This window comes from Nonomuraea sp. NPDC050022 (genome assembly GCF_044460705.1).
Lineage (GTDB): Bacteria > Actinomycetota > Actinomycetes > Streptosporangiales > Streptosporangiaceae > Nonomuraea.
Map to the genome: position 1 here is coordinate 245,525 of NZ_JBITKE010000004.1, position 17,440 is coordinate 262,964.

General features: G+C 66.9%; 20 protein-coding genes and 2 tRNA genes. 5 read left to right on the forward strand and 17 right to left on the reverse strand.

The window, feature by feature from the left end:
* The first annotated feature begins 10 nt into the window (after positions 1-10).
* Positions 11-643, forward strand: coding sequence for a TetR family transcriptional regulator (locus tag ACIBO2_RS17625; protein WP_358533680.1), 633 nt, complete (start codon positions 11-13; stop codon positions 641-643).
* Positions 644-735: 92 nt separating this feature from the next.
* Here ACIBO2_RS17625 and ACIBO2_RS17630 read toward each other — a convergent pair.
* The 5 genes from ACIBO2_RS17630 to ACIBO2_RS17650 form a co-directional block, all read right to left on the reverse strand.
* Positions 736-872 (reverse strand) — tRNA-OTHER (locus ACIBO2_RS17630).
* A gap of 108 nt (positions 873-980) precedes the next feature.
* Entirely contained in the window at positions 981-1,712 is a 732-nt protein-coding gene (locus ACIBO2_RS17635) for a hypothetical protein (RefSeq protein ID WP_357938699.1), read from the reverse strand.
* A gap of 156 nt (positions 1,713-1,868) precedes the next feature.
* Positions 1,869-2,276, reverse strand: coding sequence for a PIN domain-containing protein (locus tag ACIBO2_RS17640; RefSeq protein ID WP_358533684.1), 408 nt, complete (start codon positions 2,274-2,276; stop codon positions 1,869-1,871).
* Entirely contained in the window at positions 2,261-2,521 is a 261-nt protein-coding gene (locus ACIBO2_RS17645) for a type II toxin-antitoxin system Phd/YefM family antitoxin (RefSeq protein WP_397297889.1), read from the reverse strand. The genes ACIBO2_RS17640 and ACIBO2_RS17645 overlap by 16 nt, the downstream gene beginning before the upstream one ends.
* A 21-nt stretch (positions 2,522-2,542) precedes the next feature.
* Positions 2,543-3,325: an SDR family oxidoreductase gene (locus tag ACIBO2_RS17650; RefSeq protein ID WP_397297891.1), complete on the reverse strand. Its 783-nt coding sequence runs from the start codon at positions 3,323-3,325 to the stop codon at positions 2,543-2,545.
* 51 nt (positions 3,326-3,376) lie between these two features.
* Between ACIBO2_RS17650 and ACIBO2_RS17655 the strand changes: the two genes are divergently transcribed.
* Entirely contained in the window at positions 3,377-3,967 is a 591-nt protein-coding gene (locus ACIBO2_RS17655) for a TetR family transcriptional regulator (protein ID WP_358533693.1), read from the forward strand.
* A gap of 536 nt (positions 3,968-4,503) precedes the next feature.
* Here ACIBO2_RS17655 and ACIBO2_RS17660 read toward each other — a convergent pair.
* The 3 genes from ACIBO2_RS17660 to ACIBO2_RS17670 all read right to left on the reverse strand — a co-directional run bounded on the left by ACIBO2_RS17660 (position 4,504) and on the right by ACIBO2_RS17670 (position 7,085).
* A complete protein-coding gene (locus tag ACIBO2_RS17660) occupies positions 4,504-4,965 on the reverse strand; it encodes a hypothetical protein (protein WP_358533696.1) in 462 nt (153 codons plus the stop codon).
* A 398-nt stretch (positions 4,966-5,363) separates the two neighbouring features.
* On the reverse strand, positions 5,364-6,119 hold the full coding sequence (locus tag ACIBO2_RS17665) for a DinB family protein (RefSeq protein WP_358533699.1): 756 nt from the start codon (positions 6,117-6,119) through the stop codon (positions 5,364-5,366).
* 552 nt (positions 6,120-6,671) lie between these two features.
* Positions 6,672-7,085, reverse strand: a complete 414-nt coding sequence (locus tag ACIBO2_RS17670) for a winged helix-turn-helix domain-containing protein (protein WP_358533702.1) — start codon at positions 7,083-7,085, stop codon at positions 6,672-6,674.
* Between the two features lie 102 nt (positions 7,086-7,187).
* On the opposite strand from ACIBO2_RS17670, the gene ACIBO2_RS17675 reads away from it, so the two are divergent.
* The 3 genes from ACIBO2_RS17675 (at position 7,188) to ACIBO2_RS17685 (ending at position 8,055) form a co-directional block, all read left to right on the forward strand.
* Positions 7,188-7,427 (forward strand): hypothetical protein, encoded by a 240-nt coding sequence (locus ACIBO2_RS17675; RefSeq protein WP_358533704.1) that lies wholly within the window; start codon positions 7,188-7,190, stop codon positions 7,425-7,427.
* Entirely contained in the window at positions 7,424-7,720 is a 297-nt protein-coding gene (locus tag ACIBO2_RS17680; RefSeq protein WP_397297895.1) for a hypothetical protein, read from the forward strand. The genes ACIBO2_RS17675 and ACIBO2_RS17680 overlap by 4 nt, the downstream gene beginning before the upstream one ends.
* A gap of 140 nt (positions 7,721-7,860) precedes the next feature.
* Positions 7,861-8,055, forward strand: coding sequence for a tyrosine-type recombinase/integrase (locus ACIBO2_RS17685; RefSeq protein ID WP_358533710.1), 195 nt, complete (start codon positions 7,861-7,863; stop codon positions 8,053-8,055).
* A 59-nt stretch (positions 8,056-8,114) separates the two neighbouring features.
* On the opposite strand, the gene ACIBO2_RS17690 is transcribed toward ACIBO2_RS17685, so the two are convergent.
* The 9 genes from ACIBO2_RS17690 to ACIBO2_RS17730 form a co-directional block, all read right to left on the reverse strand.
* Entirely contained in the window at positions 8,115-8,633 is a 519-nt protein-coding gene (locus tag ACIBO2_RS17690) for a pyridoxamine 5'-phosphate oxidase family protein (protein WP_358533713.1), read from the reverse strand.
* Between the two features lie 102 nt (positions 8,634-8,735).
* Positions 8,736-8,812: transfer RNA gene (locus ACIBO2_RS17695), tRNA-Thr, on the reverse strand.
* 55 nt (positions 8,813-8,867) lie between these two features.
* Positions 8,868-10,319: an alpha/beta hydrolase gene (locus ACIBO2_RS17700; protein WP_397297897.1), complete on the reverse strand. Its 1,452-nt coding sequence runs from the start codon at positions 10,317-10,319 to the stop codon at positions 8,868-8,870.
* Positions 10,320-10,609: 290 nt separating this feature from the next.
* The gene (locus tag ACIBO2_RS17705) at positions 10,610-11,461 is read right to left on the reverse strand and encodes a stage 0 sporulation family protein (protein WP_397297899.1); all 852 of its coding nucleotides are present in this window, start codon (positions 11,459-11,461) and stop codon (positions 10,610-10,612) included.
* A 134-nt stretch (positions 11,462-11,595) separates the two neighbouring features.
* Positions 11,596-12,657: a permease-like cell division protein FtsX gene (locus tag ACIBO2_RS17710; protein ID WP_397297901.1), complete on the reverse strand. Its 1,062-nt coding sequence runs from the start codon at positions 12,655-12,657 to the stop codon at positions 11,596-11,598.
* Complete coding sequence (locus ACIBO2_RS17715; RefSeq protein WP_357653870.1) at positions 12,654-13,181, reverse strand: SigE family RNA polymerase sigma factor; 528 nt, start codon at positions 13,179-13,181, stop codon at positions 12,654-12,656. The genes ACIBO2_RS17710 and ACIBO2_RS17715 overlap by 4 nt, the downstream gene beginning before the upstream one ends.
* Positions 13,182-13,304: 123 nt before the next feature.
* On the reverse strand, positions 13,305-14,483 hold the full coding sequence (locus ACIBO2_RS17720; RefSeq protein WP_358533721.1) for a DNA polymerase III subunit delta': 1,179 nt from the start codon (positions 14,481-14,483) through the stop codon (positions 13,305-13,307).
* A 9-nt stretch (positions 14,484-14,492) separates the two neighbouring features.
* Positions 14,493-16,535 carry a dTMP kinase gene (gene tmk, locus ACIBO2_RS17725; protein WP_397297904.1) on the reverse strand — a complete coding sequence of 681 codons (2,043 nt, stop codon included), beginning with the start codon at positions 16,533-16,535 and terminating at the stop codon, positions 14,493-14,495.
* A gap of 161 nt (positions 16,536-16,696) precedes the next feature.
* Positions 16,697-17,290: a helix-turn-helix transcriptional regulator gene (locus ACIBO2_RS17730; protein WP_358533728.1), complete on the reverse strand. Its 594-nt coding sequence runs from the start codon at positions 17,288-17,290 to the stop codon at positions 16,697-16,699.
* Positions 17,291-17,440 lie beyond the last annotated feature (150 nt).

Sequence of the window (17,440 nt, forward strand, 5' to 3'; positions counted from 1 at the left end):
AGTGGACGGCATGGCCGATCAGCCCATGACCTCCCGTGGCGCGGCGACCCGCAGTCGCATGCTCGACGTAGCGACTCAGGAGTTCGCCGAATACGGGATCGCCGGGGCGCGCATCGAGCGGATCGTGGCCGCCGCCCGCACCAACAAGGCGCAGCTCTATGCCTACTTCGGCAGCAAGGAAGGGCTGTTCGACGCCATCTTCGCCGATTCGCTGGAGCGGATCGTGAACGTCGTCCCGATCGACGCCACCGACCTCGCGGACTGGGCCGTACGCCTCTACGACGAATATCTCCGCCGCCCCGACCTCATCCGGCTGGCCACCTGGGCCCGCCTGGAACGACGTCCCGCCGGCCACCTCGTCGAGGAGGCCGACCGCCTCGACGACCACAAGCTGCGCGCCATCGCCGAGGCGCAGGCCGCGGGCATCGTGAGACCGGGTGACCCCTTCGACGTGATGGCCCTGGTCATCGCGATGTCCATGGCGTGGTCGCCCGTCAGCAACGTCTACGCCGCGACTGCCCAGGAGCCGCCGGAGCTGCATGAGCAGCGCCGTACCCTGCTCCGCGAGACCGTCCGGCGCGCCGTGACGACCGCGCCCTTGAATGGCAGCGGCCCCCCGGACTACCCAAGCCGGGGGGCCTGATGTGTGCCGCCACGTGTGGCGCCAGCGGCGTTTAAGAGAATGGATCAGTCCTGACGACGTGCGCTCTGCCATTGAGCCATCGGGGCACGAAGAGCCCCGAGCCGGATTCGAACCGGCATCTCAACAATCACAGTCCATCCTCGGTTGATCTGGCGCTCGACGGCGATGCTGAGGCTAGAGCGAGAATCTGAGTTTGATCGGCCGCCTCTACCATTTGGGCCACCGAGGCGCGTACCCCGGGGAGGACTCGAACCTCCACTTGAGCCGTTCGTCAGCTTCAGCTTGAGCTTCAGCTTTGCGCTTACGCGCACCCCGCGCTCAACGGGGAGTCATTGGGTCAGGCGAACAGATACCCGAACACGGCGTCGCCGACCTCCTGCTCATCGACGGCGGTCGCGTTGGCCTCTTCGCGGGCGTACTTGACGGCGTCCTGCAGCTTCTGCACGCGGGACAGCAGTTCGTTGACGCGCTTGGCCGGCAGGGCTCCGGAGAAAGCGGTCTTCGTCCAGTAGCCAACCACGATGTCCTCGGTGAACACCTGAACCTGGGCGGGGTGCTTGTCCGTCGCCTCGGCGAGCACGTGGTTACGCGGAACCTTCTTGGTGCGGGTCGTCTTGACCGGTTCGGTGCGCCATGTCTCGGCGTTGTCGTCGAACGACCACGTCTCGGCCGGGTCGAGCGTCGGCAACTTCGACACGAACGTGTGCAGGTCGACGAGCTGCTTCTCCAGGAACAGCAGGTACGTGACCGGGGCGCCGGAAATGAGGGTCTCGCCGTCGACCACGACGTCCGCCTTGGCGGTGGCGTTGGTCCAGTCCTTGGTCGCGGTCACGTCGAACAGTCGCGTCAGCGCCTTCGCGACGTCGGCGATGATCGCCTCGGTCTTCACCTGGACGCGCGTCGACTCCGGCGGCAACTGCTCGCCCTCGTCGTCGATCGGCTGATAAGTGCGCGACAGGCCCGACAGGAGCGGCGCCTTCTGAATGGCGTGATAGGCGTCGGACACCGCGCGCTGCGTGCTGGCCTTCACGCCCTTCTCTACGGCGAGGATCTGGTTCAGCTTCGCCACGGAGGGTTTCCGTTCGTTGGGGGTCGGCGGGATAGGGCAGAGCGTACAGCGATGGCGCGATGGGTACGCAACTCATATAGCTCGCCGCACGGATCGCATGGAGGATGCCTACACTGCCTCGCGTACGACCGCGGCCATGGACGTTGCCGTCAGCGATCAGCGGGGAACGACTTGCGCCCGCACGCCGGGAAGATCATCGAAAGCGGCCGACGAGTCCATCGTGACGATGGTTCTCGCCGTGGTCGCGGCGGTGGCGGCGATCAGCAGGTCATACGCTCCCCTCGCCTTCCCCTCCCGCCGGACATGCGCCAGAAGGCGAGCATGCACCCTGGCGACGTCCGTGGTGTACTCCTCAACTGGGATCAACGCCAGGACCTCATCCACGAACGCCTGCCGGGCGGGACGGCGTACGTCGTCGGCCAGCTCCACCCCGACGAGCAACTCCGCCACAGTAATCGCGGCGATGGCCACATCGTCAGCGTCACCGATGACTTCGTCCACAGACGCCTTGCCACGCTCCGCGGCGATGAGCACACCCGTGTCCAGGATCAGGCGTCGGGCCACGTGCCCCTCATCTCGTCATCGACCGTCTCCCGAGCCGCCACGACATCGGCCTCGAAATCAGCGTCCAGCGTTCCCGCGCTCCTGGCGAGAAACGCCTTGACCATACGACCAGGCGCCGTGGGAGCAGGACCGATCACCGCGATCCGCTTCCCACCGCGAGTGACCATGATGGTCTCGCCATGCTCAGCCTCATCGAGAACCGCTGCGAAGCTTCGTGAGGCCTCAGTGGCAGTCATCACCTTCATGCAATCAGATTATCTGATCGCCTATGCGGCTGACGTGGCCAGCGCTACCCGAGCCCCGAGATGGAGCCCGCCGCTGGCGTCCAGCACCTGGCCGGTCACCCAGCGGGCATCGTCGGAGGCGACGAGTGCCACCACGTCGGCGACGTCCTCGGCCCGGCCGACCCGCCCCAGCGCGGCCTGCCCGGCGAGGAACGCCGCCGCCTCAGGGGGGAACAGCGACGTGTTCGCCTCGGTCATGGTCGCGCCCGGTGCGACCACGTTCACGGTGATGCCGCGGTCGCCCAGCGCCAGGGCGAGGGTGCGACTCATGGTCTCCACCGCGCCCTTTGTCATGGCGAAGGAGGTCTGCGCGGGGTTGGCGATCCGGGTGACGGCCGAGGAGACGCTGATGATGCGCCCGCCATCGGCCAGCAGTGGGAGCGCGCGCTGAATGATGAAGTACGGCGCCTTGACGTTCACCGCGAAGAGCCGGTCGAACCGCTCGGCCGTGTCGGTCTCGATCGGCCCGGCCGGGGCGGCCGCGGCGTTGTTGACCAGGATGTCCAGGCGCCGCCCGGCCAGACCGGCCTCCAACTCGGTGAACAACGCGTCGACAGGCCCCGCCTCCGCCAGGTCCGCGCCGATCGGGAACGCACGCCCGCCGACCCGTTCGATCCGCTCGACCGTCTCCTGTGCAGCTGCCGCGTCCTTTCCGTAGTGGACGGCGACGATGGCCCCGTCGGCGGCGAGACGTTCGGCGACCGCCCGCCCGATCCCGCGTGAGGCCCCGGTCACCAGTGCCGTCTTCTCTGCCAGCTGTCCCATTGCGTACCCCGCAAACTTGTTAGTAACTATCAGCATGGTAGGTTCTATCAGGTGACAGGAGAGACGGCAAGCCTGCGTGAGCGGCGCCGGGCAGAGACCCGGCGCACGCTCCAGGCGCACGCAGTACGTCTGTTCATGGCGCGGGGCTACGACGCGACCACGATCAACGACGTCGCGCAGGCGGCCGGGATATCCGCGATGACCTTGTACCGGCACTTCGCCACCAAAGAGGACCTGGTGCTCTACGACGAGTTCGACCGGGAGACCGCGGCGGCGCTGGCGGCACAACAGCAGGAGGAGCCACTACGTCAGCGGATCGGCCGGGCCCTGGTGCAGACCGCCGCCATGGCCGTCAACGCCGACCGGGACCTCCTGCTCGCCCGCCTCAACCTGATGATCTCCACACCTGCCCTACAGGCCCGTCATCTGGACAGCCAGTACGCCACGGAGATCGCCGTCGTCGACGCACTCTGCGCCGGCACCACCGACCCTGACCTGGAATTCCGTATCCGCAGCACGACTGCCGCATGTTTGGCGGTCATCCATGTCGCGCTTATCCGCTGGGCGGAAGGAGACGGCCAGCAGGACCTCCCCACCCTCATGCGCCAGGCCCTGACCTCAGCCTTCGACACCGCATTCTGAAGGGGTGCGCTCACCACGGTGGTCGGGACCTCTTCGATTGACGCGCACCCCGGGCTGTGCCACCGCAGCCGGTGGCCTCGGCTCCTACATGAGCGCTTCGTTTAACGCCGCCTGGAGGGGACGAATGAGAGCCGGGCCTTCAAAGCGGCGGCGGCCCGACGTAGTGGATAGCCTTTTGCGCGACGTCAGGCGTTACTCGACCGGCCCAGTCGAATGCCGCGTTCTGATCATCAGTGGGGATGTCCGTGGTGAAGTACACGGCAGGGCCGATCTCCCCTTCCGGCCGGAGCGCCCAACCATCGGCTTCCCTGCTCAACACCCATTGATCCGCCGTCGGCGCCGTGTCGATACGGGGACGCCATATTTCGACGACGGCCCGCGGCAGCGACTTCCATCTGGACGCGTACAGGGCCAGACCACCTCGCCCTGTTCCGCTGGGTGCGTAGCCGAGGACGCCCTTACGGGCTCGGCCGAGCAGGCATAGTCGCAGCACGTCAACCGCATGCCGCAGTGCTGCCGTTCGAGATCCGCACGGTTCAGTGGCGTTCGCAGTCATTGGCGCTCACCAATCGTTCGGGGCTGTCTTTCTGCGCGGGTTCGAACTCCTTCACTCTGCCATCGGCACCCCTTGTCGCGCCGACGGCTGTACCTCTTGCACGCCATAGACCTGGAAAGCAGAGCGCGGTCGCAGTCAGCGTCTTCGGCGTCGCCGGCGGAACCGTGCGGTCCCCCCGTTCGTCCATGGTCACCCATCGGCCGTTGGTATCCCGGAGCTGTATCCGGACGGATATCCGATGTCGAATGGGCGGCACTTCGCACCAGTACTTCAGGGTCGCGCCGATCCCAGCTGACGAGATGCTCATCCCTTCATGCAAAATCTCCATAAAGCACTGCGGATCCGACGCCCGGCCCTTCTCGCCGCCGATCCGTCCGGCACAGGCGGTTAAGGCGGCGAACGACAGCGTGGCGAGAACGCATACGCGCAACGGCCATCGCATCGTCAAGCCTCCTCGCCCTTGGCATACCGTCACAGACAGTAGTCGTACGATCACGATCGAGCAATACGAGCGGCGGTAAGACCCACGTCCCGGCAAGACGGCAAGGCCAGCCTGCCAGTCCACACCGAACCGCTCTGTGGGGGCGTTCCTCCGCCCATATCGAAGACGTGGACGCTACGGCGAGATCCCAGGACGTCGCTGCCGCGCTAACCCGGACACGCTCTCCGACTGGCCCGAGAAGCCACCGTTGGTCTCACCTTCCGCTGGATCGCGTGGCCGCGAACCGGCTGTATGAGCGGCTTGGCTTCCGAATCAGAGAATTGCTGGCGATGAATGATAAACAGCCGCCGCGCAGCCAAATGGGGTTGGAAGTCATTTCCGGCCGGGTCGGCGCCAGTTCAGGCACCGGCCTCGAGCACGGCGAGGTCACGCACCGCATAACGGTGATGCTCGGCCTCTTCCTTCAGCACCACCTTGAGGCAGCGGCGCACGACGTACTCCTGGTCGGGATACGGGTCCGCCGGCCTGCGACCGCATACCCGATCGAGCTCGGCCTCGGTGAGCCCGTCGACGACACGCCGCATCGTGGCCATGCGGGCAAGCCGCGGCGCGAGCACTTCGTCGAGCGTCGGAGTGGCTTCGAGGGTGAGACCGAGCTTCGCCGTCGCGTCGGGCGGCATCCCGCCGTGAGGAAGGCCCAACGGGTGGTACGGCGCATCCTCCTCGAGCACGGCATTACCAAGCCAGGCATCGCCGGCCATCAGCAGGTGCCGTTGGGTCTGGACGAACGACCACTCGCCGTTGACCTGCTCGTGCAGCTTGGCCTCGGGCAGGAGCCTGGCGCGGTCGAGCGTCGCCTCCCATTGCGTCTCGATGGCATCCCAAGCAGCCCGGTAGTCGACGCAGGACGCGGCGTCACGCGCCAGCACCCGCGTGGGGTGCCGCCGGTCGAGCTCGGCCTCGACGTAGGCGGTCACGTCGACGTCGTTGACGACGAGACGCTCGAAGTCGCCACCGAGGTAGACGTCGCTCCCATAGCAGTCGACGATCTTCAGACCGCTGACCTCGCAATCGCGGATCTCGAGACCGGCAAGGTCGCACAGGTGGATGCGGGCACCACGGAACTGGTCACTCTGGGCGTACTCAGCAGCCATCGTGGCAGTCTTCCGCACCCGTCCCGCCCCCGCCACCTTTGGCAATGTCGATCACGTAGACCGACCTCCGCGCCATCATCGCCATCCTCCGGAACCCCGTTGAAGGGATCAACAGCAGGATCATGGACGCGGATGACCAATTCCAGGCGATACGCACACGTCGTGACCTGGCTCAACAGCCTGGTCGAGCCCTACGGGAGTGGCCCAATAGCCTGCTCAGCCAAGCCTCAATCTGGCTCAATAACCTGATCGCTAACCGTCGTGCGCCTGTTGTCGGGATGAGCGGACCGCAGCGCCGCCGGTGGCGCTGGTTCAGCCTGCCGTACGTCTCTCGTGCGCCGTTCCGATGTGCGGCGGCGGTCGCGGGCGGGACCGGCCCGGAGAGGCCGCACGCCCGGGCGCGTACCGCCGACCGCCCGCCGCCCAACGGGCGGCGGCTTGAATACCGTGAAGAAAGTACTCATCCGATCATGGTCATAACGTCCCGACCTGCGCGATTGCTGCCCGCCTCGGTGTCTCGGACAACGCCTGATGATCGAACGGCCTTGAGGTTTACGCTTCGTCGCCGGCCTTGACGATGGTCCGGTCTGCGGGGAGTAGGCGGGATTCTCCGTCTGGGTCGGTGATGACCAGGATGGGCACGCCTTCGGCTACGCCGAGTTGCTTGCGTTCGGGCTCGGTGGGCATGCGCGCCGTGACGTGGGTTCCTGGGGTTATCTGGACGGTGACGGCTTCGCCTGCGTCTCGGACGCGTGAGCCGCGTAGCTCGGTGATGATGAGTCCCTCTCCCCTGAGTACGGCCATGGCTCGACGGACCGAGTCGCGGGAGATGCCGAACTCGGCCACGTAGTCGCTCTCGGCGGGGAGTCTCTGCCCGGGGCGCAGGTCTCCTCCTTCGATGCGTGCCCGGATCAGGTCGGCGAGTTGCTTGTAGACCGGGCGGTCGGCGCTGGGGTCAATGGCCATGACCTCGAAGCTACGTAGCACTGTACGCACCTTCGATTGCGCCTACGTACGTATGTAGCTACATTCGGATGTACGTTGACCCTACCTTGATCGGCTGGCCTCATGACGCTTCAGGATCTGGCAACCCAATACCCGAACTGGGTGATCTGGCGCGGTGCGACCGACACGGGCCCCGGAAGCTGGTATGCCACGCGACGTGGGATGGCCCTGAGTGATGACCAGATCGGTGCCGGGATGGCCCAGACAGTGAGCGGTGACGACGACGCCGCGCTCGTCCGAGAGCTGCAATGGCAACACGAGATCGCTTTTCAGCTTTCTCGGAACACGAGGGTGAACCCGTGACGGACCTTGGCGATCTCGACGATCCGTACCACGGGGTCCATCCGGCCGTACCTCAAGCAGGCTATGAGCGGCTCACCTGGCAGAAGCCCGATCCCCGTTGCGATCGGGTACGAGTGCGCGATCACACCTGCGAGTGCCAGCACATCGTGTACGAGCTGTGCCAGGCAGGCGGCCTGCACTTCATCCGGCGCCTCTACCGCTCGGACTGCGTGGTCGAGCACCAATCCGACTGGCTGCGCGCCCCCGAGGCTGAACGGCTGTGGCTTCGCATCCTGCTAGGCCAGGCCCGATGAAGGAACAACAGAACGGGTGCCCGGCTCACGAGGAGCATGCTCCGTGAGAATGCACGGCTTCCGCCAGGCGATCGAAAACCGGCATGATCTCGTGCGCCACCGCATGCATACTCTGAAGGTACCGCCCCCGACCACTACCGATGATCCGTCTGCGCGACCTACGCCATGTCCACACGACCGTGTTGGTCCTGGCCGGCGTTCCCGTACACGTCGTCGCGGCCCGCCTCGGCCATGCCGACCCCGCGATCACCCTCCGGGTCTATGCCCGCATGATCCGCTCCGCGGAAGCAGCCGCTGCCGATATCTTCGCCAACTCCCTCGAAACCGCAGATTAGGAGCAACGGCAGCCGTAGGAGGTCCCTCGTAGATCACATGAGCCTTCTCGCTATCAGCCTCAGTCCGCCTGCCGCTTCCAGAGCTGACGCGGTGCATACCCGCTTCGTCGAAGCCAGTGTTCTGTATAGACAATCCGATCAGCTTCGACAACGGTCAGCGGGCCGGACGGCGGTTCGTCGAGCGGGCGCGAACGCTCCACATGATCCGACTGCCACCTGAACGCGGGCCAGTAGTGCGAGAACTCCGGATCATCGATCCCAAGAACGCGGGCTCGTCCGAAGACCTGGGCGCCTCGGCTGCTGGCCTGTCCCACCAGCGGGGCGAATATACCGATCGAGACCCTGGGGTCTGCGGCTACGTTCCGCATCTTGGGAGACGTGGGCACCGCCGTGAACATGAGCGCGAAGCCCAGGTGGAAGTAACGCACGGGGGTCGCCAGCGGCCCGTCAGCCCCAGACGTCGCCAGGACACACATGTTCTGCGATGAGAGCAGGTTCAGGATGCGCTCTTCCAGCAGTTCTCTATCCAGGCGCTTGGTTGGTGACGGACCAGCCAGCCATTCATTGGTTACAGGCATGGCAGAGGATCTCATAGGCCATACAAGGGCCCGGCACGATGCTCCTGTTAGCAGGAGTGTTAGCAAAAGGCCCCCCGCGATCATCGCGAGGGGCCTTTGACCTGGAGCCGCCTTCGGGATTCGAACCCGAGACCCCTTCATTACGAGTGAAGTGCTCTGGCCGACTGAGCTAAGGCGGCGTGCCGTACAGCGTGAACGAGTCTACAGGAGCCCAAGGGGTTCTTGCTCCCCCGATCAGCCGATGCCCGGACAGACTGTTCCGTCCTCTGGTGGTGTGCCCGTCAGCAGGTAGTGGTCCACCGCGTCGTCCACACATGTCGAGCCGTTGAAGTACGCCGTGTGACCGTCACCGTCATAGCCGAGGAACACGCCCGAGTTCAGTTCGCTCGCCAGGGCCTGCGCCCATGAGTACGGGGTGGCCGGGTCGCGTTCGGTGCCGATGACCAGGATCGGGGCGGCGCCTTTGGCAGTGAGTGAGCGGTTTGTGAGTGTCGGCTTGGCGGGCCAGAAGGCGCAGGGGAGCGAGCTCCACATGAGATAGGAGCCGAACCTAGGTGCCTGGTGTTCCGCTTCCGTCGCTGCGGCCGCGTATGCGGAGACGTCCTTGGGATAGGCGCCGTCTACGCAGTTGATGGCCATGTTGGCCTCGGTCTGGTTGGAATAGGCGCCGTTGGCGTGTCTGTCGATCAGTTGGTCGGCGTTGCGGAGGAGCAATCTGCCGTCGCCGTTCAGGGCCTGGCGGAACGTTTCGGTTAGTTCTGGCCAGGAGCCACGGTCGTAGAGCGGCGTCAGGGCGCCGAGGGTGGCGAGCGACTCGCCGGCTTGGCGCCCGTCGGCCGGCAATGGACGGGCGTCTGTACGGTGCAGGAGCTCGGTCACCTCGGCCAGAGCGCCGTCGACGGTACGGCTGCGGAACGGGCAGTCGCCCTCCGCCAGGCAGGACTCCAGGTAGGCGCGGAGGGCGCGTTCGAAGCCCATGGCCTGGTCGGCGTTGAGCTTCAGCCGGGAGGTGGCCGGGTCGAGAGCGCCGTCGAGCACGAGGGCTCGGACCTTGCTGGGGAACATGTCCGCATAAACAGCGCCCAGGAAGGTGCCGTAGGACTTGCCGATATAGGTCAGTTTCTGGTCGCCGAGTGCCTGGCGCAGCCCGTCCATGTCCCGCGCGGCGTCGACGGTGCCCACATGCGGCAGCAGTCGGCCTGACCCGGCCTCGCAGCCCTTCGCGAACTCGCGCGAGCCCTGCTCGAGCGCGGCCCGTTCCTGCGACGTGTCGGGGGTGGTGTCCAGGGCGATGAACGCGTCGAGCCGCGAGTCACTCAGACACTCGATCGGCGACGACTCACCCACACCGCGTGGATCGAACCCTACGACGTCGAACCGTTCGCGCACCTCCTCGCTCACGATCGATCGAGCGGCTCGCGCATACGTGACCCCGGAACTTCCTGGACCGCCTGGGTTGACCACGAGAGACCCGATTCGGTCGCCGGTGGCCGGCAGTCGGACCACACTGATCTTGATGTGCTCGCCATTCGGCTGACCGTAGTCGAGCGGCACCGACAGCTTCGCGCAGTCGAACCCGTCACCACAGTCAGACCAGCTCAGCCCGTCCGCCGGCGCCCTCGTCCCGGCACAGGCGGAGGCGAACAACACAGTCGCGGCGACGACGGTCAGTGCTCGAACCCACACGCTCCGAATCTTACGCGTGCCCCATCTCCCTCCCGCCTGCGGATGGCATCAGCCCGCGCCGCATACGGGCCAGACCAGCCCCGGCGCCGCATACGTGCCAGGCGCCGCGCCGCATACGTGCCAGGCGTGCCTCTCCGCATACGGGTCAGGTTTGCCTCTCCGACCCCCTTGCCCGAAACGCGGCCCAGTCAAGGAGCACAGCTGAGGAGCACAAGGGCGCGGCAGACCGGCACGAAGTTCACGAGCACCGCCCGTGAACTTCCCGCGTCGTGCCCGCCGGCTACCCGCCGCTATCCGCCAGGAGACGACGTGCCGCCCTCCTCGCCGTACATCTTGTCGTGCTGCTGCCGTGGCGAGCACACCGAGGCGGAAGGGCACGCACAGCGCCGTCCACCATCGTCCAGACGCACCGTCACCGTGTCCGCCGGGACGTTATGCCCCAGGACACTCCCCTCCCCCTGCGGCGTGCTCACCCGACTGCCCGTACGCGGCATCCGGTTGCGGGTCTCGACATAGAGCGGATGCTCGTACTTGAGACAGCACATCAGCCGCCCACACGCCCCGGCGATGCGCAAGGGATTGACCGGGAGGTCCTGGTCCTTGGCCATGCGCACGGAGACCGGCTCGAAGTCCTTGAGGAACGTGGCGCAGCACAGGTCGCGGCCGCATGGGCCGATGCCACCCTGTAGGCGCGCCTCGTCACGCGGGCCGATCTGCCGCAGCTCCACCCGGGCCCGCAGGTTGCGGGCCAGGTCTCGGACCAGCGCGCGGAAGTCGACCCGATGCGGAGCGGAAAAGTAAACCGTGTAGACGTTGTCCTGGTCGAGGTAGTCGACGCCCACCACCTTCATCGGCAACTCGTGCCGTTTGATCAACCGCTTGGACACGCTGCGGGCCTCGGCCCTGCGGCGCTTGTTGGTCTCGTCGCGGGAGAGGTGTTCCTCTCCCGCTATGCCCGCGCACACCGGCATTCCGTCGATGTCTTCACTCGAATATTGCGGCGCCCACACGCACTCCGCCACCTCAGGACCCGATTCGGTCGGGACCAGCACCTTGTCGCCCACCTTGGGGGTGTGGCCACCGGGATCGAGGTAGTAGAGCCGCCCGTAGCGGGTGAAGCTCACGGCCATGATCATTCCCATGGGCTCGTGCTCGCCTCCTGACGGCCTCGGGGGTTCTTACGGCCTTCGGTTGCCACATTACGTGTGTCTACGCGTACGGCGTGAGGACCCCATCACCAGATCCCTGCGGCACCCTCAGGCGCCCCGGAACGGCACTACCGCGTCTTTGTAGCGCACATCTTGCTGCCTCCAGGCTGTGAGATCCCATAACGCGTATAGATCTCCAGCTGTTCGCTCATGCACCTCTGGTCGACGACTTGCGCGACGCCGGGCATGCGGCGCAGCTTGTCGATCATCGCGTCCCCATGGGAAGCCGGCTTCATCGCCAGACGGAACGAGATGGGCATGTCGGATGGCTTCGTTGCCTGGACGAGAGCCTTGTTGCCGGCATAGGAACGGCGGAAGTTTTCGTACGCCTCTTGCTGATCTTCGAAATGTACTGATGCGACGTCTGGCATCCGGTCGATCGCCGTCGCAACGGCTCTCTGCTGGGCCGGCGTGATCCTTTTTCCCTCTCTGCTGATCATCTGAACTTTCTTTGACGGTCCCCGAGTGACGACGGCGCCGCACGCTGGCATGGACGAATGATCCCCACATAGGAAGACCGTAACCTCCATCTTCGGCGGCTCGGCGGCCCCCGTCAGGGCGTTCAGCGATGTACGTGAGGCGTTGACCACCCCGCCTGTCGCCTTCGCCTTTTGGATCAGCGCATCCACGTCGGCTCCGGGCTTGAGCTTGACCCGGAACGACGCGAACATGTCGCTCATCTCGACCCCGTCTAGAACCGCGTTGTTGCCTGCGTAGTGCTGACGAAAACTCTTGTAGGCCGTCGCCTGATCTTCGAAAGACAACCACTCTACGTCCGGCCGCTCGCTCAGAGTCGCCTGTAGTGCCGCCACCTGCTCGGCAGTGGCGCTGCCCGCGCAATCGGGGCTCTTCGACCCGGTGGAGCACAGGAAGAGACGGACCTCCTGCGGCCCCTTCTCGCTGATCGGCGGGTTGGCCGCCACCGCGCGCTGCTCGTCGCCGGCAGACGTGAGTGCGGCCACGGTCGCCGCCCCCGCGAGCACCACCGTAACCCCAGCCACAGCAAGCAGGCGGAAATCGACGCGACGGCGCCGGTCGAGTGATTTGAGCGGCCGCAGCGTGCTGGGATCGACCGTGGCACCCGCCTCAGTGAGGGCCGCACGTAGACGTTCTTCCACAGGGCTGTTCATGAACCCTCCTCAAGTGCTCGGCCGAGAGCAGCGAGCCCTCGTGCGATCGTTGATCTGGCGGTGCCCCCGCTGATGCCCATGGTCTCGGCGATCTCCTGGTCGGACAGATCTAGGTAGTAACGCAACGTCAGCGCCTCGCGCTGCCTGCTCGGCAGCTCGCGCAGGGCCAGCAGCACCTCGCGGCGCTCCTCGCTCACCAGGACGGCGCTCTCCGCGGACCAGACAGGCGGTTCGTACGGCACGGCGCGGCGGAACGCGATCGCCCGCCTCCGCATCACGGACCGGCAGCCGTTGAACACCGCGGAACGCACATAGGCCAGCGCCTTGTCCGGATCTCGCAGCCTCCAGCGGCTGGCGTGGGTGCGTGTGAACGCCTCCTGGACGACGTCTTCGGCGGTCGCCTGGTCACCGACCATGACGAGCGCCAGCCGCACGAGACCCACGTGATGCTCAGCGAAGATCGCCGCGACATCGACGCGTTCTCGTATCAAGGGCTCTGGTGGGGAAAGCTGCTCGACTTTCACATTACAGAGACGCTCAAGGGCCTCATCTGCTGCTCCTGCCACATGACCAACTTCCGCGAGGGTCACCGGAAAGAACCCGCTACGCGGCGGACCGGCGAGGGTCACCCGGCGGGAAAGAACCCGCTACGCGGCGGACCGGAGGGAGAGCATCATCGCCTCGACCGCGATCTGCGGGTTGACGTTGGCGTCGAGGCGTTCGCGGCATCGCATGATCGCATCGATCCGCCGCAACGTCTCCTCCGGCGTCGACAGCTTGGCCAGCTGGTCGAGCTCGAAGCGGAGGTCGTCGTTGGCCAGCTCCACCCCGGCCGCGAACTGCATGGCCAGGACGTCCCGATAGAACGACACCAGCTCCAGCAGCGCCGCGTCGAGCGAGTCGCGTTTGATGCGCGTGGCCCGCGACTTCTGCCGGTCCTCCAGCTCCTTCAACGCCCCCGCGCCGCCTCGCACCAACCCACGGTTGAGGCCCTTGCCCGTGGACCCCTCGCCGTAGATCTTGCGCAGCTCGGTGGTCTCGGTCTCGTTGAGCGCGGCCGTCGCCGCCGCGGCCTCTTCTTCGGCCGTTTTGACCAGGCGTTCGGCCGCCGAGACGCAATCGCCGACCCCGGACAGCGAGCGAGGGATGGCCAGGACGGCCTCCCGGCGCCGCCGTACGTTCTCGTCCAGGGCCAGTGCCCGAGCCCGGCTGATGTGCCCCTGAGAGGCGCGGGCGGCGAAGCGGGCGGTCTCCCAGGGCACGCTGTCGCGGGTGGCCAGCACGTGGGCGACCGCCTCCGTGGCGGGGGTGGCCAGGGTGATCACCCGGCAGCGCGATCGGATGGTGATCATCATGTCGTCGGCGGCGGGCGCGCACAGCAGCCAGACCGTACGGGGAGGCGGCTCCTCGATGGCCTTGAGCAGGGCGTTCGCCGCCGACTCCGTGGCCCGGTCGGCGTCCTCGAACAGGATGACCCGCCAGCGGCCCTGCGTGGGCGCGCCCGCCGCCCGCAGGATGAGCTCGCGCGTCTGCTTGACGCTGTAGGACAGGCCCTGGGGGCGTACCGTCTCGAGGTCGGGGTGTGAGCCGATCAGCACCTGGTGGCACTGGTCGCAGTGACCACAGCCGCCGTCCGGGCAGAGCAGCGCCGCCGCGAACGCCCGCGCGGTCTCCTCCCGGCCCGACCCGGGCGGGCCGGTGAACAGCCAGGCGTGCGTCATGCCCGCGCCGCGACCACCCCGCACGGCATCGCCTGCCGCCGCGGCCGCGCGGGACAGCACGGCCACCGCCTGGTCCTGACCGACGAGGTCATCGAAGACGCTCACCCGACAAGGCTAGTCGCGGATGGCGGGCATCGTGCCCGTGATGTCCTCGGACTCCTGCGGCACCGGATCGGGTAGGAGCTCGTGCACCCGGTCCTGGATCAGCCGGGTGATCTGCTCGGGCGGCAGCATCCCGTCGACCACCAGGTAGCGGTCGGGGTCGGCGGCGGCCAGCGCCCTGAACTCCTTGCGCACCCGCTCGTGGAACTCCAGCGGCTCGGACTCGATCCGGTCCGCCGCGCCGCCCAGTCTGGTCAGCCCCACCTGGGGCGGCGTGTCGATCAGCACCGTGAGATGCGGGACCAGCCCACCCGTGGCCCAGGCGTTGACCTTGGAGACGTCCTCGGGGTCGAGCGCCCGTCCCGCTCCCTGGTAGGCCAGCGACGAGTCCACGTAGCGGTCGGAGATCACCAGCGAGCCGCGGTAGAGGGCCGGTCTGATGACCTTCTCGACGTGTTCGGCCCGGTCTGCGGCGTACAGCAGCGCCTCTGCGCGCGCCGAGAGCCCGCGTTCGGCCGCGTCGAGGAGGATCGCGCGCAGCCGCATGCCGACCTTGGTCGAGCCGGGCTCACGGGTCTGTACGACGTCGAAGCCCTGATCGCGCAGCCAGATGGCGAGCAGTCGCGACTGGGTCGTCTTACCCGACCCCTCACCGCCCTCGAACGCCACGAACAGCCCCGGCACCTGCTCCGCCGTCTCCGACTTCGGCCGCTCGCCGCGCACCGCCGCGATCAGGTCCTCGGAGAGCGAGACACCCTTCCTGTCGTCCATGTGGCGCAGCGCCAGCAGGCCGACGACCGTCGCGAGCACGCCACCGACCACCAGCACCAGGTTGGTGCCGTCGAACCGGTAGACCACCTCGCCCAGCCTCAGCGGGTGCGCGCCGACGAGCGCGGCCAGCGGGTTGGCCACCGCCACCACGAACAGCAGCGTCACCCGCGCGGTCGACTGCAGGAACGAGAACGTCCGCCCCCGCATCGAGTCTTCGACCTCGAGGCCGATGAGCGTGTAGCCGATGATCCACGCGATGCCCGCGCACGCCCCGAGCAGCACGGTCAGCATGACCACGATCACCAGGTTGTGGATGATCGCGATCGCGATCAGCACCACGCCCGCCACGGTGATCGCCAGACCGAACAACCGGCGCCGCGACAGCTCGCGCAGCAGCCGGAGGCCGAAGAACATGCCCAGCGCCATGCCGACGAAGACCGCGGCGAACACCACGCCGTAGGCCGCGTCGCCGCCGCCGAGCGCGCCCACGTAGATCTTCGCGACGCCCACGACCGCGCCGCCCGCCGCGAACGCCCCCAGCATGCCGATGATCAGACCGCGCACCAACCGGTTGGCGCCCACGAACCGCCAGCCTTCGACGATCTGCTTGAGCACCGACGGGGTGGAGATGGCGCCGTCACGCTTGGGGATGCCGCGCAGCGTGAAGATCAGGAACGCGGACACCAGGTACGCGCAGGCGTTGACGATCAGCGCCGGCCCGGTGGGGTCCATGCCGGACAGGAACGGCACGGCGTTCTTCAGCACGTCGCCCACCACGGACAGCGCCGTGAACAGGATCGCGGCGACCGGCGCGCTGCCGTAGGTGACCAGCAGGTTGAGCTGGTTGGCCGATTCGAGCTGCTCCTTCGGCACCAGGTTGGGGACCGTGGCGTCCTTGGCCGGGACCCAGAACAGGTTGACGCACTCGACCAGGATCGTCGCGACGATGATCCATTGATAGCTGCCGACCAGCGGGATCGACAGCACCACGGCGAACCGGGCCAGGTCGGAGGTGAACATCGTCACCCGCCGGTCGAAGCGGTCGGCGAACGCTCCCGCGAGGGGTCCGAGCAGGACGGCGGGCAACATCTTGGCGATGAAGACACCGCCGACGGCCAGCGACTGCGTGCGGTAGTCGCCCTGGGTCAGGTTTCCTGCCAGGGCGGTCAGTGCCAGGATGTTCAGCCAGTCGCCGAGGCTGCACACCGACATCGCCGTCCAGAGCCGGCGGAAAGATGCGTTAGCCAGCACATGTGTCGGTTGGCGTCGGCCACGGGCGGTCATAATGTCAGCGTATCCAGGTGCTCGCCGGAAATGGGAAGACAGGAGACGAGCCGGATATACCCGGCTGCTCGTCGCTGAGAGTATTACGTATACGGGCCGTCGCGCATGATACACAGCTCGAATAGGCCCCCGAAAACACCAGACAGATCCTTCTTGTCTCGCTAGTCCCTTTTGTACGGCCGGGCGAGCTCCACCAACGGCTGCCACCCGGCCCGTACGGGCTCAGGAAGCACCAGCTCATCCCAGAGCTCCACCAGCAGCAGCCCGTCGAGATGCTCGAGCAGCTCCCGCTGAGTCCCTTCCCGCAACAGCACGACGTAGGCGTCCCGGCGATCCCCGCGATCGGCCAGGTCATAGGCCCTGTCGCCAAGGCGGATGGCAGCCAGGGCCCGCAATGCCGGCAGGCGCGGCAGCCGGTTGGGCACGTGGAACGGGCGGCCGTCGGCCCCCTGGCAGGTGGTGAACTCGACCTTGGCCTCCAGCACCAGCCGGAACCCGGCGGCGTCGAGGATGCGCCCGGCCGTTTCGAGCGTGGGCGACTTCCGGCCGTGCTCGTAGGCCGACAACGTCGTCCGCGACGTGCCGCTCATGCCGGCCAGCGCCTTCTGGTTCATGTTGGCCGCGTGTCTGGCCTGTTTGAGCAGCAGGCCGCCACGCTCCGCCCAGAACGTGACGTCGGGCGTCGGCCCCTCGGGCACCGCACCCTGCTCGGGCAGCAGGTCGCCGAACGCTCCCTCCACCGGGGAAGAGATCATCCCACCTCCAACGTATCCGCTTGGATACTACCCCCTCGCGGCTTGAGTGACCAGCGGATCGCGGAAAGTCAGCAGCCCACTTCAAACACCACGGAAGCCGGGAGCACGGCGGGTCTCGGGCAGCGCGCCCACAACGACAAGCAGCGCGGT